23 protein-coding genes are annotated in these 26,249 nt (G+C 68.5%); 8 read left to right on the forward strand and 15 right to left on the reverse strand.

Annotated features, from left to right (window positions below):
• Nucleotides 1-11: 11 nt before the first annotated feature.
• The 4 genes from ACO2RJ_RS00785 to ACO2RJ_RS00800 all read right to left on the reverse strand — a co-directional run bounded on the left by ACO2RJ_RS00785 (nucleotide 12) and on the right by ACO2RJ_RS00800 (nucleotide 4,598).
• Nucleotides 12-1,475: a sodium:proton antiporter gene (locus tag ACO2RJ_RS00785; protein WP_423266106.1), complete on the reverse strand. Its 1,464-nt coding sequence runs from the start codon at nucleotides 1,473-1,475 to the stop codon at nucleotides 12-14.
• 161 nt (nucleotides 1,476-1,636) lie between these two features.
• Entirely contained in the window at nucleotides 1,637-2,449 is an 813-nt protein-coding gene (locus tag ACO2RJ_RS00790) for an OmpA/MotB family protein (RefSeq protein ID WP_423266107.1), read from the reverse strand.
• 9 nt (nucleotides 2,450-2,458) lie between these two features.
• The gene (locus tag ACO2RJ_RS00795) at nucleotides 2,459-3,229 is read right to left on the reverse strand and encodes a motility protein A (protein WP_423266108.1); all 771 of its coding nucleotides are present in this window, start codon (nucleotides 3,227-3,229) and stop codon (nucleotides 2,459-2,461) included.
• A gap of 322 nt (nucleotides 3,230-3,551) precedes the next feature.
• Nucleotides 3,552-4,598, reverse strand: coding sequence for a glutamine synthetase beta-grasp domain-containing protein (locus ACO2RJ_RS00800; RefSeq protein WP_423266109.1), 1,047 nt, complete (start codon nucleotides 4,596-4,598; stop codon nucleotides 3,552-3,554).
• A gap of 524 nt (nucleotides 4,599-5,122) precedes the next feature.
• On the opposite strand from ACO2RJ_RS00800, the gene ACO2RJ_RS00805 reads away from it, so the two are divergent.
• Nucleotides 5,123-5,323 carry a DUF2735 domain-containing protein gene (locus tag ACO2RJ_RS00805; protein ID WP_423266110.1) on the forward strand — a complete coding sequence of 67 codons (201 nt, stop codon included), beginning with the start codon at nucleotides 5,123-5,125 and terminating at the stop codon, nucleotides 5,321-5,323.
• A gap of 155 nt (nucleotides 5,324-5,478) precedes the next feature.
• Here ACO2RJ_RS00805 and ACO2RJ_RS00810 read toward each other — a convergent pair whose 3' ends face one another.
• Nucleotides 5,479-6,537 carry a KpsF/GutQ family sugar-phosphate isomerase gene (locus tag ACO2RJ_RS00810; protein WP_423266111.1) on the reverse strand — a complete coding sequence of 353 codons (1,059 nt, stop codon included), beginning with the start codon at nucleotides 6,535-6,537 and terminating at the stop codon, nucleotides 5,479-5,481.
• A gap of 184 nt (nucleotides 6,538-6,721) precedes the next feature.
• Between ACO2RJ_RS00810 and ACO2RJ_RS00815 the strand changes: the two genes are divergently transcribed.
• On the forward strand, nucleotides 6,722-8,179 hold the full coding sequence (locus tag ACO2RJ_RS00815) for an outer membrane beta-barrel protein (protein ID WP_423266112.1): 1,458 nt from the start codon (nucleotides 6,722-6,724) through the stop codon (nucleotides 8,177-8,179).
• A gap of 8 nt (nucleotides 8,180-8,187) precedes the next feature.
• Here the strand turns inward: ACO2RJ_RS00815 and ACO2RJ_RS00820 are convergent, their stop codons facing one another.
• The 5 genes from ACO2RJ_RS00820 to ACO2RJ_RS00840 are packed head-to-tail and all read right to left on the reverse strand — an operon-like array spanning nucleotide 8,188 to nucleotide 12,846.
• On the reverse strand, nucleotides 8,188-8,928 hold the full coding sequence (locus ACO2RJ_RS00820) for an NTP transferase domain-containing protein (protein ID WP_423266113.1): 741 nt from the start codon (nucleotides 8,926-8,928) through the stop codon (nucleotides 8,188-8,190).
• Nucleotides 8,925-10,052, reverse strand: a complete 1,128-nt coding sequence (locus ACO2RJ_RS00825) for a dATP pyrophosphohydrolase (RefSeq protein WP_423266114.1) — start codon at nucleotides 10,050-10,052, stop codon at nucleotides 8,925-8,927. The genes ACO2RJ_RS00820 and ACO2RJ_RS00825 overlap by 4 nt, the downstream gene beginning before the upstream one ends.
• Complete coding sequence (locus tag ACO2RJ_RS00830) at nucleotides 10,049-11,179, reverse strand: LptF/LptG family permease (protein ID WP_423266115.1); 1,131 nt, start codon at nucleotides 11,177-11,179, stop codon at nucleotides 10,049-10,051. The genes ACO2RJ_RS00825 and ACO2RJ_RS00830 overlap by 4 nt, the downstream gene beginning before the upstream one ends.
• Nucleotides 11,180-12,409, reverse strand: a complete 1,230-nt coding sequence (locus tag ACO2RJ_RS00835; protein ID WP_423266116.1) for an LptF/LptG family permease — start codon at nucleotides 12,407-12,409, stop codon at nucleotides 11,180-11,182.
• Nucleotides 12,409-12,846 (reverse strand): HIT family protein, encoded by a 438-nt coding sequence (locus ACO2RJ_RS00840; RefSeq protein ID WP_423266117.1) that lies wholly within the window; start codon nucleotides 12,844-12,846, stop codon nucleotides 12,409-12,411. Before ACO2RJ_RS00840 ends, ACO2RJ_RS00835 begins: the two co-directional genes overlap by 1 nt.
• 126 nt (nucleotides 12,847-12,972) lie before the next feature.
• Here ACO2RJ_RS00840 and ACO2RJ_RS00845 point away from each other — a divergent pair, with 126 nt between their 5' ends.
• From ACO2RJ_RS00845 to ACO2RJ_RS00855, 3 genes are read left to right on the forward strand one after another with little or no spacing between them, the layout of a single operon-like run.
• Nucleotides 12,973-14,106 (forward strand): CDP-alcohol phosphatidyltransferase family protein, encoded by a 1,134-nt coding sequence (locus ACO2RJ_RS00845; protein WP_423266118.1) that lies wholly within the window; start codon nucleotides 12,973-12,975, stop codon nucleotides 14,104-14,106.
• Nucleotides 14,103-15,041, forward strand: a complete 939-nt coding sequence (locus ACO2RJ_RS00850) for a diacylglycerol/lipid kinase family protein (protein ID WP_423266119.1) — start codon at nucleotides 14,103-14,105, stop codon at nucleotides 15,039-15,041. Before ACO2RJ_RS00845 ends, ACO2RJ_RS00850 begins: the two co-directional genes overlap by 4 nt.
• Nucleotides 15,038-15,985 carry a hypothetical protein gene (locus ACO2RJ_RS00855; RefSeq protein ID WP_423266120.1) on the forward strand — a complete coding sequence of 316 codons (948 nt, stop codon included), beginning with the start codon at nucleotides 15,038-15,040 and terminating at the stop codon, nucleotides 15,983-15,985. The genes ACO2RJ_RS00850 and ACO2RJ_RS00855 overlap by 4 nt, the downstream gene beginning before the upstream one ends.
• Here the strand turns inward: ACO2RJ_RS00855 and spt are convergent.
• From spt to ACO2RJ_RS00880, 5 genes are all read right to left on the reverse strand, one after another.
• Nucleotides 15,903-17,201, reverse strand: a complete 1,299-nt coding sequence (spt, locus tag ACO2RJ_RS00860) for a serine palmitoyltransferase (protein WP_423266121.1) — start codon at nucleotides 17,199-17,201, stop codon at nucleotides 15,903-15,905. The two genes, ACO2RJ_RS00855 and spt, sit on opposite strands and share 83 nt — an antisense overlap.
• Complete coding sequence (locus ACO2RJ_RS00865; protein WP_423266122.1) at nucleotides 17,201-17,452, reverse strand: acyl carrier protein; 252 nt, start codon at nucleotides 17,450-17,452, stop codon at nucleotides 17,201-17,203. The genes spt and ACO2RJ_RS00865 overlap by 1 nt, the downstream gene beginning before the upstream one ends.
• Before the next feature lie 467 nt (nucleotides 17,453-17,919).
• On the reverse strand, nucleotides 17,920-19,638 hold the full coding sequence (locus tag ACO2RJ_RS00870) for a fatty acyl-AMP ligase (RefSeq protein ID WP_423266123.1): 1,719 nt from the start codon (nucleotides 19,636-19,638) through the stop codon (nucleotides 17,920-17,922).
• Between the two features lie 43 nt (nucleotides 19,639-19,681).
• Nucleotides 19,682-21,526: an ABC transporter ATP-binding protein gene (locus ACO2RJ_RS00875; protein ID WP_423266124.1), complete on the reverse strand. Its 1,845-nt coding sequence runs from the start codon at nucleotides 21,524-21,526 to the stop codon at nucleotides 19,682-19,684.
• Between the two features lie 114 nt (nucleotides 21,527-21,640).
• The gene (locus ACO2RJ_RS00880) at nucleotides 21,641-22,369 is read right to left on the reverse strand and encodes a 2,3-bisphosphoglycerate-dependent phosphoglycerate mutase (RefSeq protein WP_423266125.1); all 729 of its coding nucleotides are present in this window, start codon (nucleotides 22,367-22,369) and stop codon (nucleotides 21,641-21,643) included.
• A gap of 89 nt (nucleotides 22,370-22,458) precedes the next feature.
• Here ACO2RJ_RS00880 and ACO2RJ_RS00885 point away from each other — a divergent pair, with 89 nt between their 5' ends.
• The 3 genes from ACO2RJ_RS00885 to ACO2RJ_RS00895 all read left to right on the forward strand — a co-directional run bounded on the left by ACO2RJ_RS00885 (nucleotide 22,459) and on the right by ACO2RJ_RS00895 (nucleotide 26,248).
• On the forward strand, nucleotides 22,459-23,562 hold the full coding sequence (locus tag ACO2RJ_RS00885) for an ELM1/GtrOC1 family putative glycosyltransferase (protein WP_423266126.1): 1,104 nt from the start codon (nucleotides 22,459-22,461) through the stop codon (nucleotides 23,560-23,562).
• Entirely contained in the window at nucleotides 23,559-24,809 is a 1,251-nt protein-coding gene (locus ACO2RJ_RS00890; protein WP_423266127.1) for a hypothetical protein, read from the forward strand. Before ACO2RJ_RS00885 ends, ACO2RJ_RS00890 begins: the two co-directional genes overlap by 4 nt.
• A 107-nt stretch (nucleotides 24,810-24,916) precedes the next feature.
• The gene (locus tag ACO2RJ_RS00895; protein WP_423266128.1) at nucleotides 24,917-26,248 is read left to right on the forward strand and encodes a hypothetical protein; all 1,332 of its coding nucleotides are present in this window, start codon (nucleotides 24,917-24,919) and stop codon (nucleotides 26,246-26,248) included.
• Nucleotide 26,249 lies beyond the last annotated feature (1 nt).

Here is a 26,249-nt window from a genome sequence, read left to right on the forward strand (position 1 = left end):
GACCTCGCCGCTCAGAGGAAGAAGACGAACGTCGTGAGCACGAAGATCGGGCCGAGAATGCCCCAGCTCCAGGCCATGTAGCCGAAGAAGCTCGGCATCGCGACGCCTCGGTTCTTGGCGATCGCGAGCACCATGAAATTGGGCGCGTTGCCGATATAGGTGAGCGCGCCCATGAACACCGCGCCGCCTGAGATCGCCGCGAGCGTGGAGGCGAGGGGGCCCATCAGCTCCCGCGCGTCGCCGCCCGCGAGATTGAAGAACACGAGATAGGTGGGAGCGTTGTCGAGCACGCTCGACAGGATGCCCGTCAGCCAGAAGTACATCTCGTCCCGCGGCGCGCCGGTCTCGTCGGACACGAGCGCCACGAGCGGGGCTGCGGCCCCGTCCATGCCGGCCTTCAGGATCAGCAGGACCGGGATGAGGGTCGCGAAGATGCCGGCGAACAGCTTCGCCACCTCGCGGATCGGCTCCCAGTCGAAGCCGTTGCGCTCGCGCAGTTCGGTCGGGGTGATCGCGAGCGACGTCAGAGCCAGGGCGAGCAACAGGACGTCGCGCACGACCGACTGCAGCGGGAGATGAGTCCCCCAGACGTCGAACTCGATCCCCGGCTTCCAGAACCCGCTCATCAGGATCGCCGCGACGACGCCTGCGAGCAGCGGAATGTTGCGCAAGCCAATCAAACCGATTTGGCTGTCGGGCGTCGGGTCCGGCTTGGGAGGGGGAGCTTCGCGCCGGTAGAACCATTTGTCGATGGCGTAGAACAGCGGCAGCAGGAGCGCGACCACGAACAGGGTCTCCTTGCCGAGGTTGGTGGTGGTCCAGAAGAAGTCGACGCCCTGCAGGAAGCCCAAAAACAGCGGCGGGTCGCCGAGCGGCGTGAGCGAACCGCCCACGTTCGACACCAGGAAGATGAAGAACACCACGACATGGGCGTTGCGCCTGCGATCGTCGTTTGCGCGCAGCAGCGGGCGGATCAGCACCATCGACGCCCCGGTCGTGCCGATTACGCTGGCGAGCAGCGTGCCTATGGCGAGCAGGGCGGTGTTCACCGCGGGGCTGCCGTGAATGTTGCCCTTGAGGAGCAGGCCGCCGGAGATCGTGAACAGGGCGAACAGCAGGATGATGAAGGGCGCATATTCGAGCAGGGCTGCGTGAACGACCTCTGAGGCTACAGGGCCGATGCCCTCGGCCGCCGCGAATGGAATCAGCAGCAGCAGCGCCCAGAAGGCGGAGATCTTGCCGTAGTGGTGGTGCCAGAAATGCGCGGCGGCGAGGGGCAGCACGGCGATGGACAGCAGCATGCCGACCAGCGGTATGGCCCAGACGAGTCCGAGTTCGCGACCCTCGACGTGGCCGGCGATCGCGGCGCGCAGAACGGGATCCGCGAGGTAAAGAGCGAGCGCGACGGCGGCGGCGACGGCTAGTCCGCCCGCCGCCTGGCGGCGGAGGGGGCGAGGGGGCAGCGCGCTCGTCATGCGATCTCCTGGAAATCAGCCTGCAGTTCGGCGACCTTTTTTCGTTCTAACGGCGGACGGCGAGCCGGGCCAAGTCGGTACGGCGCAGCCGCAGCCGCCACGACGTCCCATTCCTGTGTGAATCCCGGCGAACGATCGTCCGCTCAGCGGTCCGCGACCCGTCAGGGTTTGAGGTTCATCGGCACGGCGCCGGGCGCGGCCGTGAGCGCGATGGTCACCCGCCGGTTGGCCGCGATCTGCGGCGCGTCGGGGAACATCGGTTCGGTTCCGGCCTTGCCTTGAACGCTCAGGAAGCGCCCGTCCGGAACGCCGTTGCCCGCGAGCAGGCTGCGCACCGCGCTCGCCCGATCGGCGGACAGCCGCCATGGATCGGCGCTCGACCCTTCCGACACGCCGGAGGCCGTATGGCCCGTGATCGAGATCGGGTAGTTCAGCGCCCGCAGCGAGGGCGACAGCGCCGCGAGCGCGTCCACGACCCGGCGCGAGGGCGAGGGCGAGCCCGGCAGGAACATCGAGCGTCCGTCCTCGTCCACCAGCGCGATCGAGACGCCGTCCGGCGTGTCCTCGATGACGATCTGGCTCGAGACGTCGGCGATCTCGGGCATCGATCGCAGCGCCTGGCGCAGCGTCGCGGCCGCGCGGGCGAAGCCGCGGGCGGCCGGGTTGGTGTCCGCGCGGTCCGGCGACAGAGGCCCGGCGAGATTCGACGTCTCCTCGGGCGTGCGGGCTGCGTTGTTCAGCAGTTCTGTCCTCGCCGGCATGCCCGCGATGTCGATGACGCCGTCCGCGATCACCTCCTTCTGCGAGCCGAAGGCCTCGCGCATCGAGCCCGCGACGATCGACATCTTCTTCTTGTCCTGCGTCGAGAAGGCCACGAGGACGACGAAGAAGGCCATCAGCAGGCCCATTAGGTCGGCGAAGGTGACGAACCAGCCGTGGCCGCCGCCGTGGTCCGCGTGCTTTTTCTTGGCCACCGGACGTCCTTACGCTGCGGCTTCCGCGAGCTCGGCGCGATGCTTTTCCGGGAGATAGGCGAGCAGCATCTCCTTGATCACCGCCGGGCTCTTGGAGGCGCGCAGCGACAGCACGCCGTCGATGACGAGCGTCTGGTTGAGCTCGTCATGGGCGAATTTGATCGTCAGCTTGTCGGCGATCGGCAGGAAGAAGAAGTTCGCGACCACGGCGCCGTAGAGCGTCGCGAGCAGCGCGATGGCCATGAAGGTGCCGAGCTTGGAGGGGTCCGACATTTCCGCGAACATCTGGACCATGCCGATCAGCGTCCCGATCATGCCGAAGGCCGGCGCGCAGTCGCCGATGCCGCGGAACACCTTTCCGGCCATCTCCAGCCGGTGAAGGTTGAGGTCCCGCTCGCGCTCCAGCGTCTCGCGGATGAAGGTCTCGTCAAAGCCGTCGGCGACGTAGCGCACGCCCTTGGCCAGAAACGGATCGTGCGGCGTCGCCTTGTCGAGGCCGACCGGACCGGACTTGCGAACGATCGCCGCCATCTCGGCGATCTCGGTGATCAGGTCGCGGGGGTTGCTGTGCGCGCCCCGGATCACGGTCTTGATGGCGGTCGGGAACGACGACAGGAAGGCGCTGAGCTCGAAGCGGATCAGGGTCGCGGTGACCGCGCCGCCGAAGATCACGATCACGGCGTGTTCGGAATAATAACGCTCGAGGCCGCCGCCCTCGTGGATCAGGAAGCTGATGACGCCGACGCCGCCGATGAAGCCGATGATGGTCGCGAGATCCATGTCCGTTCCCTTGAGGACGCAGGCGACCGGGCGCGCGCCGTCCAACGGGCGGATCGTGAAGTTTTAAGGTTAAGGCCGCGTGAAAGCGGGGGACTCGCGGCACGGAAGCCGCGCCCCGCTCGATCGCCCGGACGCATCGGGCGCGTGCGCCGCACGTCTCGGCCGGCGGATTTTCGTCGGCGCAAGGAGACCGCGGCGCGCCGAGCCCCAGGGACGCCGCGCGAGCCCCGAAACGAAGCGCGGGCCGGACTGACGTCCGACCCGCGCAGAAAGAGGCTGCAGCGCGAACGATCGCGCCGGCGCTCGGATGGTCAGCGAAGCGTCAGGCCGCGGCCGACACGCTGGCCGAGGCTCCGGTCGGGACCTCGGAGATCGTCTTCAGGATCTGGGAGGCGATCTGGTAGGGGTCGCCCTGCGAATTCGGACGACGGTCCTCAAGATAGCCCTTGTAGTCGTTCTTGACGAAGGAGTGCGGCACGCGGATCGACGCGCCGCGGTCGGCGACGCCGTAGCTGAACTTGTTCCACGGCGCGGTCTCGTGCTTGCCGGTCAGACGCTTGTCGTTGTCCGGGCCGTACACGGCGATGTGGTCCATCAGGTTCTTGTCGAACTGCGCCATCAGCTTCTCGAAGTACTCCTTGCCGCCGACGGTGCGGAGATATTCGGTCGAGAAGTTGGCGTGCATGCCCGAGCCGTTCCAGTCGGTGTCGCCGAGCGGCTTGCAGTGATACTCGATGTCGATCTCGTACTTTTCGCACAGCCGCTGCAGCAGGTAGCGCGCCATCCACATCTCGTCGGCGGCCCGCTTGGAGCCCTTGCCGAAGATCTGGAACTCCCACTGGCCCTTCGCGACTTCCGCGTTGATGCCCTCATGGTTGATGCCGGCGGCGAGGCAGAGGTCGAGGTGCTCTTCGACGATCTGGCGGGCGACCGGGCCGACGTTGGAATAGCCGACGCCGGTGTAATAGGCGCCCTGCGGCGCCGGGTAGCCGGAGGCGGGGAAGCCCAGCGGACGGCCGTCCTTGTAGAAGAAATACTCCTGCTCGAACCCGAACCAGGCGCCCTCGTCGTCGAGGATCGTCGCGCGCTTGTTGGTCGAGTGCGGGGTCACGCCGTCCGGCATCATGACTTCGCAAAGCACCAGCACGCCGTTGATGCGGGCGGCGTCCGGAAACACGCGGATCGGCTTCAGGACGCAATCGGAGCTGTGGCCTTCGGCCTGCATGGTCGACGAGCCGTCAAAGCCCCAGAGCGGCAGCTGCTCGAGCGTCGGGAAGTCGTCGTAATCCTTGATCTGAGTTTTTCCGCGCAGGTTCGGCACGGGGGTGTACCCGTCGAGCCAGATGTACTCGAGCTTATACTTCGTCATCGCGGGTCTCTCGTTCGTTGGGACGCGAGGCGTGAGGGAATTCGAGAACGCATACAGGCGCCCGGCGAAGCCGGCGGCTGACGGTTCGAAAAATTAAAGCACTTCTCATGCCATCCGGCGCGGAACTTCGGAGGGAGCCGCCTGGCCTGGCGCGCCAGCCCCGTGACGGCCGGCGGAGGCGGGCGCTTCTTCCGGTCGCGAGCGACGGTCGAGCGCGGGTCCTCTTGGCGGCGGGGGTGGCCAGCCCCATGTCAAGTCGAGGACGCGCCTCGCGATACATCCGGGGGCGCGTTGGGACCTGTTCTCAGGCCTTAGCAGAGCCACAGCTGCCGGTGTTGGCGCCGAGGAACTGGCGGAGCCTAAAAACCAGGCGGCACTAGCGTGGCGACAAAACACGCATAAGCGATAGTGCTCATACTTTTCTCAAATGCTGCTTTTTGACTAGGCAGTCAGTACAAAAATTGCGCAGCGAATGCTATATTCCATCATGCGCTACGGCGCATCATTGATGAAAGAGACAGAACATGATCATGACCTCGTCTCGTGGGTCGGCAAAGATCTATGAGTTTCCTGCACGGCCCCGGGCGACCTCCGGCGGTCATCGCGATGGTTCCGGTTCGGCGGTCGTCGTCGGCCTTCCCATCCAGCCGAAGATCGTCTTCGGCAGCGGCTGGTACCATGAAGAAGCCATCCGGGAAGACGCGCAGCGCGCGGGCAAGCATTGAGTCCGGACATAGGCTCGCCAACGGCCATGGGCCGGCGTCGCCGAGGCGGCGCAGTCAAGAGAGGGTCGGTCCCGCGATGGTCCGGCCCTTTTTTCGTTTGAAGCTCGGACGGCGAGGCTAAGGACCGTTTCGCCCCGCCGTGCGCGGCGGAGAAGTCAGGCGAGCCCCAGCTTCAGCAGGTCGTGGATGTGCACGAGCCCGACGGGCTTGCGGTCCTCGACCACGAACAGCGCCGTGATGGAGCGGCTTTCGAGCTCGCTCAGGGCGCCCGCGGCCAGATCGTCAGGCGCGACGACCCTCGGCGACGGCGTCATGACCGCGTCGACGGCCATGCCCGTCAGATCGGGACCCATGTGACGGCGCAGATCGCCGTCGGTCACGATGCCCACGAGACAGCCGGCCTCATCGACGACGCCGACGCAGCCGAAGCTCTTCGCCGACATCACGATCAGCGCTTCCGACATCTTCGCGCCGCGCGCGATGAGCGGGACCGCTTCCCCGACATGCATCGCGTCGCGCACGAAGGTGAGCACCGCGCCGAGCTTGCCGCCCGGGTGGAAACGCTTGAAATCGCCGGGGGTGAACTTGCGGCTTTCGAGCAGCGCCACGGCGAGCGCGTCGCCGAGCGCGACCTGCATGGTGGTCGAGGTCGTCGGCGCCAGACCGTGCGGGCAGGCCTCGCTCGCCTTGGGCAGGATCAGGACGACGTCCGCCGCGCGGCCGAGCGCGCTCTTCGGCGTCGAGGTGACGGCGATCACCGGCACGCGGAAGCGTCTGGCGTAATGCAGCAGATCACGCAGCTCCGCGGTCTCTCCAGACCAGGACAGCGCGAGGATCACGTCATCCGACGTGATCATCCCGAGGTCGCCATGGCTCGCCTCCGCCGGATGGACGAAGAAGGCCGGCGTCCCCGTCGAGGCGAAGGTGGCGGCGATCTTGCGCCCGACATGGCCGCTCTTTCCCATGCCGCTGACGATCGTGCGTCCGCGCGCGCCCGCGATCAGGTCGACGGCGGCCGCGAAGCCGGCGCCGAGGTCGCCCTTCATGGCGCGCGCCAACTCGTCGAGCCCCGCCGCTTCGATCTCGAGCGTGCGCACCGCGGAGGTGACGGCGTCGACGCGGGCGCCGAGCGCGCCGGATGTTCCGAACTCATCGAGGTCTGATGGGGCGGGAAGGGCTGAGACAGGCGACGAGGAACGAAGCGGCTGAGCCATAGGGAATGCGGAACTCCGTATGCGGGGCGCCGAAGCGCGAAGCGCCAAGCTAGCACTTTCGACGGGGGGACGCACGCACGAGCCCGGAGGGACCGTCAAGGCTTCGTTAACCATAAGGGCCGGATTCTCCTGTGGACCGACGGGGTTTGGCGCGAGGCGCCGCGCCCGGCGGTCTCAGGAAGCCATGTCCCGCAGCCGCGCCGTCACGTCAGCCCTGCTCGCCATCGTCGCGCTGTGCGCCGCGACGACGCACGCCCGCGCGCAGGCTCTGGGGGACGACGAGCCGCTGCGGCGGCTCGACGCGAACGCGCTCGCCGGAGGGACCTATGGCGAGGCCGAGCCGGGCGGGCTCGCCGGCGGAGATTACGGCGCGACCAGGCCGGATCAGCAACCGGAGCCGCCGACCTCCGCGACGCTGCGGATCGGCAATCCGCTCGGCGCCCCGCCCAGGGGACTCCGCGATCCCACCCCGCGCCGCATTCCCGTCTCCGACGACGACGCCTACGCCGCGTCCGGCGTCCAGGCCGGCGCCTTCACGCTGAGGCCGACGCTCGAGACCGCCGGGGGCTATGACGACAACCCGAATCGGGATCCGGAGGGCGGCAAGGGGTCCGGCTTCTACCGCTTGCGGGGCGGGCTGGACGCCCGCTCGAACTGGTCGCGCCACGAGCTCGGGGCCCGGCTGAACGGCCAGATCCGGCGTTACGTCGACCAGACGGAGCTCGGCTACGAACCGGAGGTGAGCGCAGCCGTCACCGGGCGGCTCGACGTGACCGAGCGCACGCAGATCAACGCCGAGCTCCGCGCCTCCCTGACGAGCTCCAGGCCGGGCGACCCGGAGACCCCGACCGGCATCAAAGGCGACGAGATCACCCGGTCGGCCGGCGCGACGCTCGGGGCGACCCATCGCTTCAACCGGTTGAGCGTCACGCTCGAGGGGGCCGTCGACCGCTACGTCACGGCCGATTCCAAGCTCCGCAGCGGGGGGACGCTCGACAATTCGGACCGCAACTACAACTCCTACGAGGCGCGGCTCCGCGGCGCCTATGATCTGTCGCCGCGGCTGCAGCCCTTCGTCGAGGTCGCGGTCGACACCCGCGACTACGACGAAAAATTCGACAACACCGACCCGACGCGCCGCCTCGGCTCCGATGGCTACGCGCTCAGAACGGGCGCCAGCCTTGAGCTCACCCGGCTGGTCACTGGCGAGGTCGCTGTCGGCTATGGCCGCCAGACGCCCAAGGACCGCGACCTCAAGCCCGTCGACGGGCTCCTGGTCGACGGCGCGCTCGCCTGGACGCCGACCGCGCTCACCACCGTGCGGCTCGACGCCAAGTCAGCGCTGCGCGAAACCACCTTGAACGGCGCCGGCGGCGTGCTGGAGCGACAGGTCGGGCTCGAGGTCGAGCACCGACTCAGGCGCAACCTGACCGCGACGGCGCGCGCGGATCTGGTGCGCGGCGACTACAAGGGGCTCGGGCGGGTCGACGACAACTGGACCCTGAGCCTGGAGGGCGAATACCGCCTGAACCGCAATCTCGCGGCGATCGGCAGCGTGCGCCGCGAATGGCAGGACAGTTCGGAGCCTGGCGAAGACTACCGCGCGACCATCGTGGAGCTGGGCCTCAGGTTCCGGCGCTGACGTCTGCGTCAGGCGCCTTCGACCAGGCGACGCACCAGGATGAGGTCCGCCGGCTTGTCGACGTCGATCGCCGCCCGGCCGAAGGGCAACTCGACGGCGCCGACCGAGACGCCGGCGATCGTCTCGACGCGGTCGAGCGCCATCCTGAGCGTCAGCCGGCCGGTCAGGAAGGCGAACAGCTCGCGGGGCCCGAGCCGTCGGAGCAGCTTCCAGGGCTTCTTGCGCTCCGCCTCGACGACCCGCCAGAGCCTGATCGCCGACAGCACGTTCAGACTGCGGAAATGGAACAGGTTGCAGCCCGAAAACGCGCCGTCCGCAAAGCGCAGGAAGGTGCGCTTGGTGTCGGGAGTCTCCGCCATCACCGCGTCCGAGCGGGCGAGGCCGACGGCGATCTCCTTGTCCGGGACGTGGTCCAGGAAATAGCGGATCCACTCCGGCTCGAGCAATGCGTGATCGGCGGTCGTGACCAGGAGCGGCGCGCCCAGCCGGTTCAGCGCGTCGACCACGCTGTCGCTCAAGGAGGTGCCCGACCTGATCACCTCGACGTCGGCGATCGTGACGAGCTCCGGCCGATCGATCGAGATCACGATGCGGTCGATGCGGCCGCTCCCCCGAAGCGCCCCGACCACCCGCTCGAGCATCGGCGTTCCGCCGATCGGGATCAGCGCCTTGTGGCTGACGCCGGCGAAGTCGGCGAGCAAATCCCCGCCGGGCCGCACGCCGGCCAGCACGAGCGCCGTTCGGGTCATGCGACCAGGGGCTTTGTGTAGATGCGGTAGGTCTTGTAGGGCGCGCCGCCGCCCAGCGCTTCGCCGATGTGGCGCATCGGCATGTTGCTCTCGAGCACCCAGGACATTTCGACCTTCTTGACGCCGCGCTCGCGCCCGACTTCGCGGAACTTCTCGAAGATGAACAGCGGCACGAGCTTTCCGAGATAGCTCCGGTGATGCTCGCGGCGCACGCCCATCAGCGCCACCCTGCCGGTGGTGTAGGTGCGACGCTTCAACCGCCACACCAGCTTGGCCCAGCCGAACGGCAGCAGGTCGCCTCCAAGATCGCGGATCATCTCGTTGAGATTGGGCAGAGCGACGCCGAAAGCCGCCGGCTTGCCGTCGACTTCGGCGATCCACGCCAGCTTGTCGTCGAGCAGCGGCTTCATCGATTTCGCCAGATGTTGCAACTCGTCCTCGCCGAGCGGCAGGAAACCCCAGTTCTCGGACCAGGCGTCGTTGAAGATGTCGACGATGGTGCGGAGCTCTTCGTCGTAGCGCTTCCAGTCGATGTGCCGGACGACGACGCCCTCCGGGCGCGGGCGCGCCAGGATGCGCTCCACCGCCTTGGGAAAGGGCACGGACACGTCGTGGAGATAGGCGAAGAGATCCATCGCCTTGGCGTAGCCCTCAGCCTCCACCCGCGGCGCGACGTAAGGCATGTCGTGCGGCATGAGCAGCATCGGCGGCGTGTCGAACCCCTCGATCAGCAGGCCCGACTCCTCGTTGATGTTGAGGTTGAACGGACCTTGGACCTCACGCTTGCCCTGGGCGCGGAGCCAGCTTTCGGCGGCCCCAAAGAGCGCGTGAAACACCGCGGCGTCGTCTTCCGCGGCGATCAGGCCGAACTGGCCGATCGGCCCCAGCCGCGGGTCCGCCTGCGCGCTGATTCGTCCGACCGGCTTGCCGCCCCGATAGGCCAGGAAGAAGCGCGCCTCGATGTGGTTGAACAGCGGGTTGGATTTCGGCGAGAGCGCCTGACGCCGCTCGAGCTTGAGAGGGGCGACGTAATGCGGATCGTTCCTGTGCAGCCCGTTCGGGAGCGCGATGAACGTCTCCATGTCCCGCTTGCTCTGGACGGGACGGATCTCGACCTGGCTCATCGGGCGGCCTCCGCGAGCCGGGAACGGGCCGCCGGCGCCGACGCACGTTCCGGCCAGCCGCCGTCCATCCGGTAGAGGCGAAACGCCCCAAACGCCGCGAAGGCGAGCAGCGACGACCATGCGCCGACGACCGGGCCGATCACGCCGGTCATGGCGAGCGTGGAGAGCATTCCGTCCGACAGCAGGAAGCACAAGCCGGCGCCCAGGGCGAGGAGGCCGTGACGGCCGGTTCGCGCGTCGCGCCAGTTGACGAGGGAAGCCGGCATCGCGAGCAGCACCATGACGATTGCGCCAAGCGGCGCGGAATAGACCCGTTCGACGAGCGTCTCGTAGAACGGAAGCGGCGCGTTCGGCGTCTGGCGACCGGACAGCACGGCCCGGGCGGCGGTTAGCGACACGCGGCTCTCCGGCGTCAGCGCCGAGAGAACGTCGTCGGGGACCAGCGTGGTGTCCCAGACGCCGTCGGCCGACCGCTTCTCGTTCAGCGTGTCGCGCTGCCAGGAGACGCGTTCGGCGCCCTTGAGGATCCAGCGGCCGTCCTCGTAGTCCGCCTCGGCCGCCGTGATGCGGGCCGTGACGATCTTGTTGGCGTCGCGTTCGTAGATCCGCACGGCCTTCAGCGCGCGGCCCTTGCGCTTGACGCGGTCGAAGGACACCACGGAATCGCCCACCCGGATCCAGGTCGGCTTGGCGTCGTCGGCCTTCTCGCCGTCGGCCTCGATCTGCCGGGTCAGCCAGATGGCGAGCGCCGACTCGGTGCGGGGCGTGACGACGTCGATCAGCGTCGAATGAATGAGCACCAGAGCGAGCGCGCCGGGCGCCATCGCGAAGAACAGCGCCCAGGCGCCGCGTCCCGACGCGCGCATCGCGATGATCTCGGAGTTCCTCGCCAACAGCAGCAGAGTCAGCAGCGCCCCGACCAGCGTGCCGAGCGGCAGCGCGTGATTGAGAAGCGTGGGGAACCGCAGCGCGACGTAACGCAGGATGCCGAGGACGCCCTCGCCCCGGTCGACGATGTCGCCGGCGTTGTCCACGAGGTCGAGGATCTCGGCGATGAACGCCAGAATGAACGTCGCAGTGAGCGCGAGCTTCACGAGATAGAGGCTGAGATATCGCGTCAGGCGCATTCAGACCTCGGCCGTCCGGAAGCGTCCGACCGTCCGCTGCGCGAGCGTCGAGACCAGAGCATGCGCCTTGTCGATCGCCCGCGAGATCGCGGTGTCCCCGGGCCGATCCGTGCTTGTCCTGAAGAGCCAGAGCGAAAGCGCTAGAAACAGCAGGAACGGGACCCAGCACATGACGGCCGGCGGCCCGACGTTCTTGTGGGCGAGGGTCTCGCCGATCTGCATGGCGTTGTGAAACAGCACCATCGTAATCGCCGCCGTCGCCATGTTGGCGATCTTCGCGCTGCGCCGCATCGTCATGCTGAGCGGCACGATCAAAAGCGGCACGAAGGCGAGCGACAGCGAGCGCGCGAGCCGGGAGTGAAACTCCGCCGCGAGCTGTTCGCGCGGATTGGAGGGCAGCGGAGCGTTCATCTCGCTCCAAAGCTCCGTCAGGGTGAGCTCCCGCTCGCTGCCGCCGCGCGGACGGAACGGCGGCGCCTGAAGATCGAATTTCTTGTCGAGCACGAAGTCGTTGAAGCGGAGCGTGCTCGGCCGCTGCGCCCCGAGATCCCGGACGATCACGCCGTTGTGCAGCTTAAGCTGGATCGCCGTCTTGTCGGGCGTCAGCTCCAGCGTGCCGCCGGCCGCCGTCGTCACGACGTCGACGCCGGCCGTCTGCCGGTTCTGGATGAACACGCCCTTGAGCTGCCGCCCGGTCTTGTCGACCTCGTCGGCGGTGATCGTGAGCCCGTCCTTCACCGAGATGAAGGTCGCGGCCGGCGCGTGCGCCCGCCACGCGTAGGAGACGCTCTGATTGACGATCTCGCGGTAGGTGTAGCGGCAGAGCGGCGAGAGATAACCCACGACCACGATGCTGATCAGGCTGAGCGCGCAGCCGAGCGCGATCAGCGGTCGCGTGATGGACTGCACCGACACGCCGGAGGCGAGCATCGCCTCGAGCTCGGCGCCCGCGCTCAGCCGCGACACCGCGCTGAACACGCCGAGCGCGAAGCCCGCCGGCAGGGCGAAGCCGAGATAATGAGGGATCAGGTTCGCCGACAGCGCGAAGGCGAGGAAGATCGGCGCCCCGGCCGTCGCCAGCATGTCGACGAGCCGCAGCAGCCGTTCGAGCAGCAGCGCCATCAGCACCACGCCGAGCGACATGAACATCGGCTTCAGCGTGAGCGCGAGCACGTAACGATCGAGGGTGCGCGGCGCACCCCAGCGCCGCGCCGTCGGGGACGAGGCCATCAGGCGGCTGCCCAGTGCGTCTTGAGGTCGGCGACGAGCCGATCGAGAGCGTCGCCGTCGAGGTCTCGTCCCTCGCCCAGCGCCGGCGGCCCGGGCCAGCCGACGTCGGGATAGGCCACGCCGTCCCGCTCCCGCGAGCCGGAATACCTGGGGATGACGTGGAAGTGCACGTCGGGATCGACCATCATCAGCATGAGATAGTTGATGCGCTCATATTTTACGAAGGCTTTCAATGTCGCCTCGATTCCGGCGATCGCGAGGCCGAGATCGGCGAACCCCTGGGGGCTCACCTCCGAGAAGGCGGAAGCGCGTTCCGAGCAGGCCAGCACCAGCGACCCGAGCGTCGGCTGCTTCGGCCGGACGAGGACCGTCCACGCCCCGACCTCGGCGACCACCGAACGGGGATGGCCGAACTTCTCCATCGTGGCGTTGGTCATGGGCGCTCTGTGTCGTCGAATGGTCGTGCGGACGGCGGGGCGACGGACCGACCGGCTGGCACGATAGGCGAACTGCCGCTAAACGACACGCCGGATAGTCCCGCAAGCATGGGAACTGCAAGCAGAATGACGTTGCAGCACGGCAAGACGCAAGCGCGGACGGCGATCCTCGTCGGCGGCTCGACCACACGAATCTGGGGCATGAGCGCGGCGGAGCGGCTGCGACGGCAGCTGAAACGGGCGGGCGTGACCGACGTCCGCGACACCGCCGAGGGCCTCGCGGGCGACGAGGGCGTCCTGCTGCTGCGGCTCGACTGGGCGTTCGAGCAGCGGCTGGTCGACGCCCTGGCGACGCGCGCGGGCGTCGCGCTGATGGCCGGAGACCAGCCGACCGCGGCCCATGTCGCGGCGCGCGACGCGGCGGAGGCGGCGGCGGCGCTCGCGGCGAGCGGCGTTCCTGCGGGCGTCGAGCGGCTCGATCCGGAGGGCCTCGCGGGCTCCTACAACTTCGAGCTTCGCAAGCGCGAGGTGGCGTATGTGATCCCGCTCGACGATCGGTCGGCGGTCGAGGTCGAAGCGCGCAGCTTCGCGGGATCCTACAAAGGCGTCACCGACCTCGTGACGAAATATGTCTGGCCGCGGCCGGCCAGGATCGTCACGAAATGGTGCGCGGAGCATGGCGTCACTCCGAACCAGGTGACCTATGTCGGCCTCGTCCTGGTGTTCGTCGCCTTCGGCCTGTTCTGGACCGGACATTATCTCACGGGGCTGATCGCCGCGTGGATCATGACCTTTCTCGACACCGTCGACGGCAAGCTCGCCCGCGTCACCATGACGTCGAGCAAGTTCGGGAACGTGCTCGACCACGGCATCGACCTCGTGCATCCGCCGTTCTGGTGGTGGGCGTGGATCGTCGGACTGCCCGCCGCCGGCCTGCCGGTCGAGCACGCGTCGCTGATGATCTGGATCATCTTCGGCGGCTATATCGTTCAACGGATTGAAGAAGGCATTTTTGTCCGGGCCTTCGGCATGCACATGCATGTCTGGCGGCCGTTCGACTCGTTCTTCCGGCTCATCACCGCCCGCCGCAATCCGAACCTCATCATTCTTACGCTGTTCGCGCTGGCCGGCCGCCCCGACGTCGGCATGATCGTCGTGTGCGCGTGGATCGTGATCTGCCTGGTCGTCCATCTCGCGCAGGTCGTGCAGGCCTTCGTGGTGAGCCGGCGCGCGCCGATCACCTCCTGGCTCGAGGCATGAGCCGACTGGGCGTCATCGCGAACGCCCGCAGCTGGCGCAACAAGGCCGCAGGCGCCGCCGACCCGACGCCTCTCGGCGACATGCTGTTCGAACGGCCCTCGCGCGCCGGCTATCCCGACGCTCTGAAGCGCTTCGCCGACGCCGGCGTCGACGTCGTCGCGGTGGACGGCGGGGACGGCACGCTGCGCGACGTCCTGAGCGCGATGATCCCGGCCTATGGCGAGCGGCTTCCGGCGGTCGCGCTGATCCCGAGCGGCAAGACCAACGTCGCCGCGCTCGACGTCGGCCATGCGGGGCGGGGACCGGAGGCTCTGGCGAAGCTCGCGGAAGCGGTGAGCGCCGGATCGCTGCTGGGCAAGGCGGCGATCCGGCGACCCATCGTCGTCAGCGCCGACGGCTGGTCGCGGGCAGGCTTCGTGTTCGGACTGGGCGCCTATGAGCGCGCCACCAGACTGGTCAACGAGCGCGTTCATTCGCGCGGCTTCGCCCAGAAGCTCGGGGTGGCGCTCGGCGTCGTGATGGCGGGCGCGGCGGCGTTCGGCAAGGACCGCGAGATCTGGCGGCGCGGCGTTCCGCTCGGCCTTGCGGTCGGCGGCGGGGCGGAACGGTCCGGCGACAGCTTCGTGCTGCTCGCGACCTCGCTGAACCGGCTGTTGCTCGGCCTGTGGCCCTTCTGGGGCGAGGGCGAGGGCGCCATTCGCATGACGGAGATCTCGGCGCCGCCGCGCCGGCTCGCCCGCGGGCTCGCCGCTCTGGCGGTCGGGCGAAAGCCGTCCTTTGCGGATGAGGAGGGCTATACGAGCCTGCGCGCCGACCATATTTCGCTCCGGGTGAGCGAGCCCTTCATCTTCGACGGCGACACCTTTCAAGCAGGGCCGGACGGCGTGGTGGAGCTGCGCGCCGGGCCGCCGATCCGCTTCGTGCGGCCGACATGACCGGGCTCGCTGCGTCCCGCCTGGTCGGCTTCGTGGCGGACGAGCTCGCGCGGACCGTTCAGCCCGCGGTGTCCGCCTTCGCCGCCGAACTCGCGGCGCGGGGGGAGGGGGGCGTTGTCGGCGTCCTGTTCTACGGCTCCGCTCTGCGCACCGGCGCCAGCGACGGCCTGCTCGACTTCTACGTCCTGCTCGATGACCTCGGGCGGTGGGACGCCGGCCGGCTCGCGACCGCCGCCAACCGCGTGCTGCCGCCCAACATCGAATACGCCGAGAGCGTCCAGGAGGGCGTCACGCTTCGCGCGAAGATCGCGATCCTGTCGCTCGATCAGTTCCGGCGCCACGCGCGGCCCGAAAGCTACGACACCACGATCTGGGCGCGCTTCGCGCAGCCCTGCGCGCTCGTCTGGCGGCGCGACGCGCCGGCGGCGCAGGCCGTGGCCGAGGCGGTGGCTGTGGCCTGTCGAGGGGCCGCGTGGTGGGCTGCGCGCCTCGGGCCCGCGACAGCGCCCGCGCTCGCCTTCTGGTCGGCGCTGTTTGCGCGCACCTACGCCTCCGAGCTCAGGGTCGAGAGCGCCGCGCGTCCGAGCGCGATCGTGGAGAGCGCACGCGAACGCTACGAGACGCTGCTGCGCCTGGCCTGGGAGGCCGACGATCTGGCCTTCGGAGAGGACGCCGACGGAGCGCTGACGCCCGTCCTCGACGACGACGCAAGGCTTAACGCGGAAAGGGCCTGGCGCCGCCGCAGCCGGCGGGCCAAGCCCCTGAACCTTGCGCGGCTCGCAAAGGCCGCCTTCACGTTCTCAGGCGGCGCGGACTACGTCGCCTGGAAGATCGAGCGGCACTCCGGCCACAAGATCGAGGTCACGCCATTCCAGCGCCGACATCCGCTGCTGGCCGCCGGGCCGGCGCTGTGGCGGCTCTGGCGGACAGGCGTTCTGCGCTGACGCGCGGGAACGGCCGGACGTTGTCCGGCAGCAGGCCGAACTCGCGACCGACGCGGGTCATCAGCTCGATGGCGAAGTCGATGTGCTCCGGCTCATGCGCCGCGCTGACGCTGGAGCGCAGGAAGGCGCAGTGGCTCGGCGTCGCGGGCGGCAGCGCGAGGTTGAGATACATGCCCTCGTCGACCAGCCGCTTCCAGAAGGCGACCGCGACGTCGACCTCGTTGACGATGACGGCGACGATCGGGTTCGCCTCGGGACCGACGGCGAAGCCCGCGTTCTTCAGGCCGTTGTAGAACCGGCGCGAGTTCGCGGTCAGCTTGGCGCGGCGCTGCGGCTCGTTCTGCAGGGTCTCGAGCGCCGAAAGGGTCGACGCCATGATCGAGGGCGGCAGGGAGGCCGTGAACATGTAAGGCCGCGCCGCGATGCGCAGGATGTCGAAGCCGTCCACATTGGACACGCAATAGCCGCCGACGCTGGCGAGGCTCTTCGAGAAGGTGCCGACCACGAAGTCGACGTCGTCCTCGACGCCCTCGCGCTCGGCGAGGCCCCGGCCGCGCTCGCCGAGCACGCCCATGGAATGCGCCTCGTCGACCATCAGATAGGCGCCGAACTCCTTCTTGACGTCGACGATCTCCTTCAGCGGAGCGGTGTCGCCCAGCATGGAGTAGATGCCCTCGACGACGATCAGCTTGTCGCCCGGCTGGTCCTTCAGCCGCGCGAGGCGCTTGGCGAGGTCCTCGGGGTTGTTGTGGCGGAAGCGCACGACCGGCGCGTAGCCGAGCCGCGAGGCGTCGTAGATCGAGGCGTGGCTGTCGGCGTCGATCACGAGATGATCGTCCTTGCCGACCAGCGTCGAGATCATGGCGAGGTTCGCCTGATAGCCGGTGGAGAACACCATGCAGTGCTTGCGGCCATAGAACGCCGCGAGCTCGCGCTCGAGCTCCTCATGACCCTTGTAGCTACCGTTCGCGATGCGCGATCCGGTCGTGCCCGTGCCGTGCGTTCGGATCGCCTCGATCGAGCGCTCCATCGCGACGGGATCGAAGGTCAGGCCGAGATAATTGTTGGTGCCGAACAGCAGCGTGCGCTTGCCCTTCACGACGCCTTCGACGGACGAGATGATGTCGTCGAACTTCACGGAGAAGGGATCGGCGCCGCTTGCGCGCATGTGGTCGTAACGCGCCGCCAGCGGCGAAAACTTGTCGAGAATGGACATTACGCGTCACTCCGCAGCGTTTCGATCGTCTTCGCGAGATCGTCGACGGTCACCACGCTGGCCATGTCATGCAGCGGGATAGAAATGTCGAACTTGTCTTCCAAGGCCATGCAGAAATTCATTACGGCGATGGAGTCGAGGCCGAGGTCGTTCACGATGTTCATGTCCGACGTCAGCTCGACTCGTTTATTGAGCACCGTCTCGAGAACATCCGCGATATCGGCGACCAACGCTGCTCTTGCTTCACTCATCTTAAAGCCCGGGTCACAAAACCCAGGAGCCCTTATTTGCACTGCGGGAAAATATGGAGCCGTCGTCGTCCTGTAAAGTTCCCGGGCGACGCCTGGAAACACTAATCAATGCAGCTTGTTACACGTCCGTATCCCTAGAAGATCACGAGTCGGCGTTGCAGGAGAACGGACAAGGCGGCCTTTGCCGGCGGCTGTTGCGAAAATGTCAAAATCGCCGCCGCCGCTCATTCATGCGACCCGATTCGCCCCGGGCCTCATGAGGAGCCCTGGCGCTCGCTGTAGGACGAAGGTCGCAAATCTCCTCAAATTCGAGGAGACCCGCAATTTATGAACGAACCGTTCGGTCAATGGACAGGCGGGTCCGTGGAGGCGCCTTCTGCCGTGAACCGCCCCCCGGTGTTCTAAGGGAAGCGCGCCTCTGGGCGCCGAGACCACGCAGGACTGAAACATTCCGTGACGGAATGTGTTCAGCCGGCGTCGGACTTCAGGGCGCGATAAAGCTCTCGTGAGCGGCTGCGGCTGAGCTTCCCCGAGGAGGTGACCGGCAGGGCATGCGCGCCGACGAGCCTCACCGTGACCGGCGTCCCGAACTTCAGACGAAGCAGCTTGGAAACGTCGTCGACCAGCGCGGCGCGCGCGTCCTCCGCGTGCAGGCGGCACTGGACAAGGGCGACGACCTCCTCGCCCTCGTCGTCGTCGATCGAGAACACCGCGACGTCGCCGCTGCGTAGGCCGGGGATCCCGGTCTCGACCGCCCATTCGAGATCCTGCGGCCAGACGTTGCGGCCGTTGACGAGGATAAGGTCCTTGGCGCGGCCGGTGATCACCACCTGGCCCTGGCTGAGATAGCCGAGGTCGCCGGTGTCGAGCCAGCCGTCCTTCGACAGCACCTCGCGGGTCGCCTCCTCTTCCCGGAAATAGTCGCGCATCAGGCTCGGGCCCCAGGCGAACACCTGGCCGATCCGTCGCTCGGGCAGCGGCGTGGCGCGGTCGGGCGCCCGGATCTCGATCCTGTGGCCGTCGAGCGGCGCGCCGCACAGCACGAACTCGCGCGTGCGGTCGCCGGCCGCGGTCTCGACCGCGAGTCCGTCCTGCTCCAGCCGGTCGAGGTCGAGGGTCTCGGTCTTCAACTCCTCGCCGAGCGGCGCGAAGGTCAGCGCGAGCGTCGCCTCCGCCATGCCGTAGCTCGGCACGAAGCGATCGAGATCGAAGCCGTGGCGGCGAAACCGGTCGGCGAAGCGGCGCAGCACGTTGGGACGGATCATGTCGCCCCCGATCCCCGCGATCCGCCAGGAGGACAGGTCGAGCTCGCCGAGATCGAGGGTCGCGGCGCGCTGCGCGCAGAGTTCGAAGCCGAAGCTCGGGCTGTAGGAGATCGTGGCCCTGTTGCGCGCGATCAGGTCGAGCCACAGCATCGGCCGGCGGGCGAAGTCGCGGGTCGCGAGATAGTCGACGCTGAGGCCCGCCACGATCGGCGACAGCATGAATCCGACCAGGCCCATGTCGTGGTAGAAGGGCAGCCATGAGACGCAGCGGTCCCGCGGGGTCGTCTTCAGCCCGAAGCGGCTGATCGCGGTCGTGTTCGCCATCAGAGAGCGGTGCGTGACCGAAATCCCCTTCGGAAACCGCGTGCTGCCCGACGAGAACTGGATGTAGGCGAGGTCGTCGAGCTCTGGAGCCGGCAGGTCGCCGCGGTACGGCTGGACCGCGTCGAGATCGGCGACGGCGCCAAGCAGCTTGAGCTCCAGCCCCTCGGCCGCTTCGACAAGCCATTCCTTGAGAGCGGCAGGCGCGAAGGCGGCCTTGGCGTCCGCGCATTCGATCATCTTGCGGACATGGGCGAGATAATTCTCACGACCGCCGAAGGCCATCGGCAACGGCATCGGCGCCGGCACGATGCGGGCGTAGCCGCAGGCGAAGAACAGCCGCACGAAGTCGCCTTCGGTGTCGGCGATCAGCGCGACGTGATCGCCGTGTTTCAGCCCTGCGCCCAGGAGCTTCCGCGCAAGCGCGCGCGCTTCCGTGACGAGCGTCGCGAAGGGCAGGGCTTCGGTCAGCACGCCCTTGCCGGAATGGAAGTTGAAGCCTTCGCCGCCCTCGCCCGCGATCTCGAGCGCGTCGAGGATCGTCAGGCGGCGCTCGGCTGCGAGCGCCGGCGTGAGGGGGAGTTCGGCGAGATCGATCATGCCTTCGACATTCCTGCGGGGCGCGCGCCGCGCCGGCCGGCCGTCAGTTCATCGGGCCGGCGGTCTGGACGCGGCGGGCGAGGTCGGCTTCGGCGCGGGTCGACCATTCCTCGCCCGGCCTGTCAATCCTCACGATCCGGCCTTCCGAAAGGTGCACGACATTGTCGGAGGCCCGCGCCCAGGCCGGCTGATGCGAGATCGCGAGCACGGTGAGTCCGCTCTCGCGCGCCAGATCGACGGCGTTCCGCACGATGTTCGCCTCCGTCTCCGGATCGAGCGCGGTGGTCGCCTCGTCGAGGATGAGCAGCCGCGGACGGTGGATGAGCGCCCGGGCGATCGCGATGCGCTGGCGTTGACCGCCCGACAGCCGGGTGCCGCGCTCTCCGACCACGGTCTTCATGCCTTCCGGCAGCTTCGACACGAAATCCGCCGCCCCGGCCTCGGCGAGCGCCCGCATGACGTCCTCGTCCGTGAAGTTCGGCTCGCCCAGCGTCACGTTGGAGCGCAGCGTGTCGTGGAACAGCATGAGCTCCTGCGGCACGTATCCGTTCATGCGCCGCCAGGCCTCGAGATCGAGCAGCCTGAGCGGCGTGCCGTCGATCAGAATGTCTCCGCCGGTCGGCTCGTGCAGCCCGAGCAGGAGGTCGACCATGGTGGTCTTGCCCGCGCCCGACGTGCCGGTGATCGTCGTGACCTTTCCCTTCGGCACCGTGAAGTTCGCTCCACGGATGATCTCCGCGTCGCCAAATCCAAAGGTGACGTCGCGGAACTCGATCGCCATCTCGAAACTCGGCGCCACGCCCTTGTGACCGGCCTCGCGCATGCCGCGCGCCACCTCGATCGTATTGGAGATCGCGAGGAAGCCGGCCTGAGCGACGCGCACCGCCTGCAGCGCTTGCTGCGCCTTGCCGATGGCGGTGACGGTGCGCGCCAGCAGCAGCGCCATGACCAGCACTTGCCCGGCCGACAGGTCGTAGACCGACACCGACAGATACATGCCGATGGCGAGGCAGACCGCGAGGATCGGCTCCTGCAGCGCCTTGTTGGCTTCACGCGCGAAGGATTGCTTGCGTTGGGCCCGGCGGATCTTCTCCGCGTCGCGCTCGAACAGCGCCTGGAAACGCGCGTGCCGGCCCATGGCCTTCATCGGCTTGATGCCGACGAGCAGATCGGTGAGCCCGGCGACCATCGCGCGGACATGGCGCTTCTGCTTCTGGGCCGTGCGCTTCGCGATCGTGACGAAGCGGTTCAGCGTCAGCACCATCAGCAGCCCGACGCCGAGCGCGAGCAGGCCGAGCTGCCAGGAGAACAGCGTCGCGACGGTCGCATAGGTCACGACCTGGATGAGCTCCGAGGCGAAGCGGGCGGCGGCGGTGTAGGCCTCGCCGGCCTGGACCGCCTCCGAGCTCAGGGCGGCGGAGAAGCGGCCCACCGGCTGGCGCACGTAATAGGACCAGCGGGCGGCGAGCAGGGCGTCGATCAGGTCGAGCCGCATCTTGGTCGCGACGTCGGCGACCGCGCGGCCGACCTGGTTCATCGCGACCAAAGTGAGCGCGGCCTTCAGCACCATGCCGACGATCAGCAGGCCCACGAACAGGCCGAGGCTGGGCTCGAGGCCGATCCCCTCGATCGCTCCGACGATCTGGCCGCCGACCCCCTTCGGCGGGCCGGATTCGGGGCCGACCATGGTGACGAGCGGCAACAGGCTCGCGACGCCGAGCCCTTCGGCGGCCCCGGCCAGCACCAGACAGAACAGGGTGACGTAGGTGCGCCTGAGTGGAATGACCGACGCGATTCGGATCAGCGTCGAGAGCGGGCGCTTCCTGCGTCTTTCGGGCGTTTCGGTCCGCTGCAGCGGCATGGCGACCATCGTCGCGGCGCGGGTCATGTGCGCCGGCAAGGGGGACGGACGGCGCGTTCGCGGGGGAACGGGCCTTGAGCGATGGCGCACTGTCTAGGGGCAATCGCCTTTCGTCTCAAGCGGACCCACGGGCGCCCCGCGTCAGGCCTGCTTCTTGAGAAGGCGGATCCGGTCGCCGACGCCGCCGAGCAGATAGCGGTTGTCGATCACCGCAAGGTCGTCGTCGAACACGTAGCGCTTCGGCACCGCGGTCGCGACCCGGAACGAGCCGCACTGTTCGTCGGTCAGCCCCTCGATCTCACGCACGATGCCCCGGATCGGGCTCGTGTGGGCGACGACGAGCACGTCCTTGCCGGCCTTCAGCGCCGGGGCGATGATTTCGGTCCAGACCGGGCGCGTGCGCGCCGCGCCGTCCGCCATGCTTTCCGTGCGCGGCTGCAATGCGGGGTCGATTTCGGGGAAGCGCTCGAATTGTTCGGCGAGGCGCGGATCGTCCTCGGGAAGCGCGGGCGGCTTGCCATGGAACGAGCGCCGCCATTCCGCGATCTGGGCGTCGCCGTAACGCTTGGCCATGTCGTCGCGCAGCTCGCCCTGCAGAGCCCCGTAGTGCCGCTCGTTGAGCCGCCAGTCGCTGGCGAGCGCGCCGGAGCCGAGGCCGATGGTCTCGGCGATGATCTCGAGCGTCTGCTGGGACCTCTTCAGCCGCGAGGAGAGGCAGAGATCGAAGGAGCCGAGCTTCTTGAGCAGGCTTGCGGCGGCCTTCGCCTCCTTCACGCCGACATCGTCGATCGCCGTGTCGCCCCAGCCGGTGAAGCGATTCTCCTCGCCCCAGACCGTGCGGCCGTGGCGTATAAGAACGAGAGTTGCCATGATTTGCCGTTGTTTGTAGGGCTCTGGACCGACGAATTCTTGGACAGACCGACGATGCGGACGAGATGGGCCGCCGTCCCAGCGCCCCGATGAGCGACAGGACCGACGCATCCCGCCCGCGGGTCTGGCTGCTGATCGATGATCGGCCCGGCCATCGGACGCAAGTCCTTGGCGCGGCGCGAGCGCTCGATTGGCCCGCCGAGGAGAAGATTCTCGCGTTCAACAAGCGGGAAAGGCTGCCCAATCCGGTTCTCGGCGCCACGTTGTCGACGCTCGACGGGGCGTCGCGCAAGCTGATCGCGCCGCCGTTCCCCGACGTGGTGATCGGGATGGGACGCCGGGTGTCGCCGGTCGCGCGCTGGATCAAGCGGGCGAGCGCGGGCCGCACGCGCGTCGTTCTGCTCGGCCGCAAGACGCCGGGCGACTTCGCCGACCTGACGGCGCGCTGCGCGCATTTCCAGCAGCCGCCGCATCCCGGCCTGTTCGAACTCGTCGTGCCGCCGACGCAGGTCGACGCCTTAACCCTCGACCGCGTCCGCGCCGCGGAGCCGAACCCGATGGCGGGGGCCGCCGAACCGCGGGTGCTGTTCCTCGTCGGCGGCGCGACCACGCAGCACGAGCTCTCTCCAGCCTTCGCCGAGCGCATGGCCCGCGAAATCGCCGACGCGACGGAGGCGCTCGGCGGATCGCTTTTCATCGTGACCAGCCGCCGGACGGGCGATACCGCGATTGCGGGGCTGAAGCGCGGGGCTCCCGCGGCGCGGATTCACGAATGGCGGCGCGACGCGGCCTACAATCCCTTTCTCGCCTATCTCGCGAACGCTGATCTGATCGTGGTGACGGGCGAGAGCGAATCGATGCTGGCCGAGGCGGTCGCGACGGCGAAGCCTCTCACGATCTTTCCGCTGATCGAGCGCCCGACGACGCGCAAGGGAAGGCTCGTCAAGCGGGTCTCCCGCCTCGCGCGCGGGCGCAGCGCGCTCGCCCCGCTCGCCCGCCGCCTGTTGCGGGACGGCTGGATGACGCCCCGCCGGGACCTCGGCCTCATGCACCGGCTGATCGCCGAACACGGCTGGGGACGGGTGTTCGAAGGCAAGCTCAATCGCTCGCCGCCGGCCCCTCACGCCGAGACCGAGGCGCTCGCCCGGCGCATCGCGGGGCTGATCACGAGGGCGCCGGAGACATCGGCGTGAGCGCCCGGGGCGTGGCCCGGCTCGAGGAACGGGTCGGCCTGCCTGCCAAGCAGAAGGAGCGATCCTTCTGGCTGATCGGCGGCTCGCAGGAGGCCTTCGAGGCCGCAGCGCCGATCATCGAGGCGGTCGGCGCGCGCTTCGCGCGTCTCAGGATCATCCTGAGCGGGCCCGATCCTCTGCTCGACTGGCTGACGCTGCGCTTCCCCAGCTGCGCCGTGCAGGCGATCCCGAGACTTGCGGCGCGGCGCTATGTCCGGCGCTCGAACTTCCGCGCGGCGGCTGCGCTCGAAGACGTCGCGCTGAGTCGATCGCTGCTTCGCGCGATCGCCGACGAGGGCCTTACCCTCGTCGCGCTGCGCGCCCGCGACCGGGCGGCCGAGCCGACGGCCGACGTGCGCGCCGCGGCTGAGGCCGTCGTCGCCATCGGAGAGGGCCTGTCCGCCGCGGGTCCGGACCGCGCGCTCGGACGGGAGACGGGCGTCGGCTTCCTCGGCGAAATCCTTGCCCGCGACATCAAGATCCGCCGCAAGACCGCGCGGAAGGTCACGGGCGTCCCGGCCGCGCTGCTGCGCGCGATTGAGACGCCGATCGGCCGCCGCGCGCTTGCGCGGCGGTTGCGCCGGATCGACGGCGCGGGCGAGCTTTTCGAGGAGATCGGGCGCCCCAAGAGCATCCTGTGCCTCGGCAACGGCCCGTCCTCGGAGGATCCGGCGGTCGCGGCGGCGGCCTGCGATGCGCTGTTCCGCGTCAACCATTCCTGGGCCGAGCGCGGGCTGCTGACCTCCCCGGACGTCGTCTTCACCGGCGGCACGCCGACCATGGCCCGGCTCGACGGCGTGATTTTCGGCGTCCAGTCGGCGGGAGCGGAGAAGCGGCTGGTCGGCGCGCGCTTCCTCAGGCCGGGCCGCGGCCGGACGCGCTTCTTGCGCGTCGGCTCCGTCGCGCCCGGGCTCGCGGCGTTCGATTGGGGGGCGGTCCGTCCGACCAACGGCGCGGCGATGCTGGCGGTCGCCGTCGCGCTCAGGCCGCAGCGCCTCGTGGTCGCGGGGATCGACCTGTTCCGGCATCCGGCGGGCGCCTATCCGGGCGACGCTGCAACGCCGAACGCCTTCGCTCCCGCACACGACGCCGACGCGGAATTGAACTTCCTGCTCGATCTCTTCGAGCAATTCCAAGGTGAGCTCGTCGTGATCGGCGATGTCCTAAAAGCCGCCATAGATGCGCGTAAGTTGCGCGCTCCGTCTTGAGCTCGCTTGCCGAAGGGCAGGGCCGGGGCGTAGTTTCGTCGCCGGGAAAATCCAGATCCGACGACCGGTCGGACATTGAGAGGCGCCCAATCGGGGCGAACGACGACGTGGCCAAGAAGTACGAGAAAGAAACCCAGTTCATGACGCGGTGGTATCACCGCCAGCCGGGCTTCTGGTTCCAGAAGGACCGGCCCCGGCCGGAGGGCCATCGCGAGGCGCCCGAGGTGTTCAGGCTCGACGTCGAGCCGGGCGTGACTCCGAGCCCGAAGCCGCCCGTCCGCATCTTCCTCGGCACCGAGCCCCTGCAGGCCCGCGCCGAACGCGTGTTCCTGTGGTCGGTCAAGCAGCATCGCGATCCGGCGCGGGTTTACGAGGTCTATCTGATGAAAGACCTCAAAGGCTTCGACCGATCGGGCTGGAAGACCGGCTTCACCAATTACCGCTACGCCATCCCAGCGCTCGCCGGGAACCATGGCCGGGCGATCTACAACGACGTCGACCAGATTTATCTCGCCGACCCGGCCGAGATGTTCGATCTCGACATGAAGGGCGCGGGCATCCTCTGCATCACCGAGCGCGACAACTCGGTCACCTTGATCGACTGTGACGTCATGGCGGCGCGCTGGACGATCGAGGACGCGCGCAAAGGCCTCAGGCACAAGCATTTCCGTGACGCCGCCTATGACAACGGGCTGTGGGGGCGGCTGCCGGGCGAGTGGAACGCGCGCGACCAGGAATTCGTGGCCGGTCGGTCCAAATGCTTCCACTTCACCACGCTGCAGTCGCAGCCGTGGCGACCGTTTCCCGATCAGTTGCGCTACCAGGAGCACCCGCAAGGCGAGGTCTGGTTCGCGCTGGAGCGAGCGGCCGACGCCGCGCGGTTCAACGGCTTCACACGCGAGTCGCCGGGGGCGCATTTCCGCGACTACCTCGCGCGGAGCGCGAACGGCGCGCCCGCGAACGCCGGCGGCGAGAAGAAGACGGACGGCGACGTCGCCCGGCTCGTCGCGATGAGCGGCGCCAAGACGCTGCTCGATTATTCCGCGCCGCGCCCCGGCGGCGGGGAGCGGGCCTGGCCGGGAACCACCGTGACGTCGCGCGATGGGGCGGCGCCGTTCGCGGCCCCGGTGACCGGCCGCTTCGACGGCGTGGTCGCGATCGACTCGCTGTCCGCCATGCCGGAAGAGGATGTGCCCTGGGCGCTCGACGAACTGTTCGCCGCTGCGGAGCGGTTCGTCTATGCGGCGGTCGCGGTCGATCCGGCCCTGATGGTCGCGGGAGCGGCCCCGCTGCCGCCGTCCTGGTGGCGGCTGCAGTTCGAACTGGCGTCGAACCGAAACCCCGGCCTGCGCTGGGTGCTGCTCACCGTCGACCGGAGCGAGACCGGCGAGGGCGCCCAGCTTCACGAGGGATCGGCGGTGGCGGCGAAGGCCGCCTGAT

The organism is Hansschlegelia sp. KR7-227 (assembly GCF_049446035.1).
GTDB lineage: Bacteria > Pseudomonadota > Alphaproteobacteria > Rhizobiales > Methylopilaceae > Methylopila.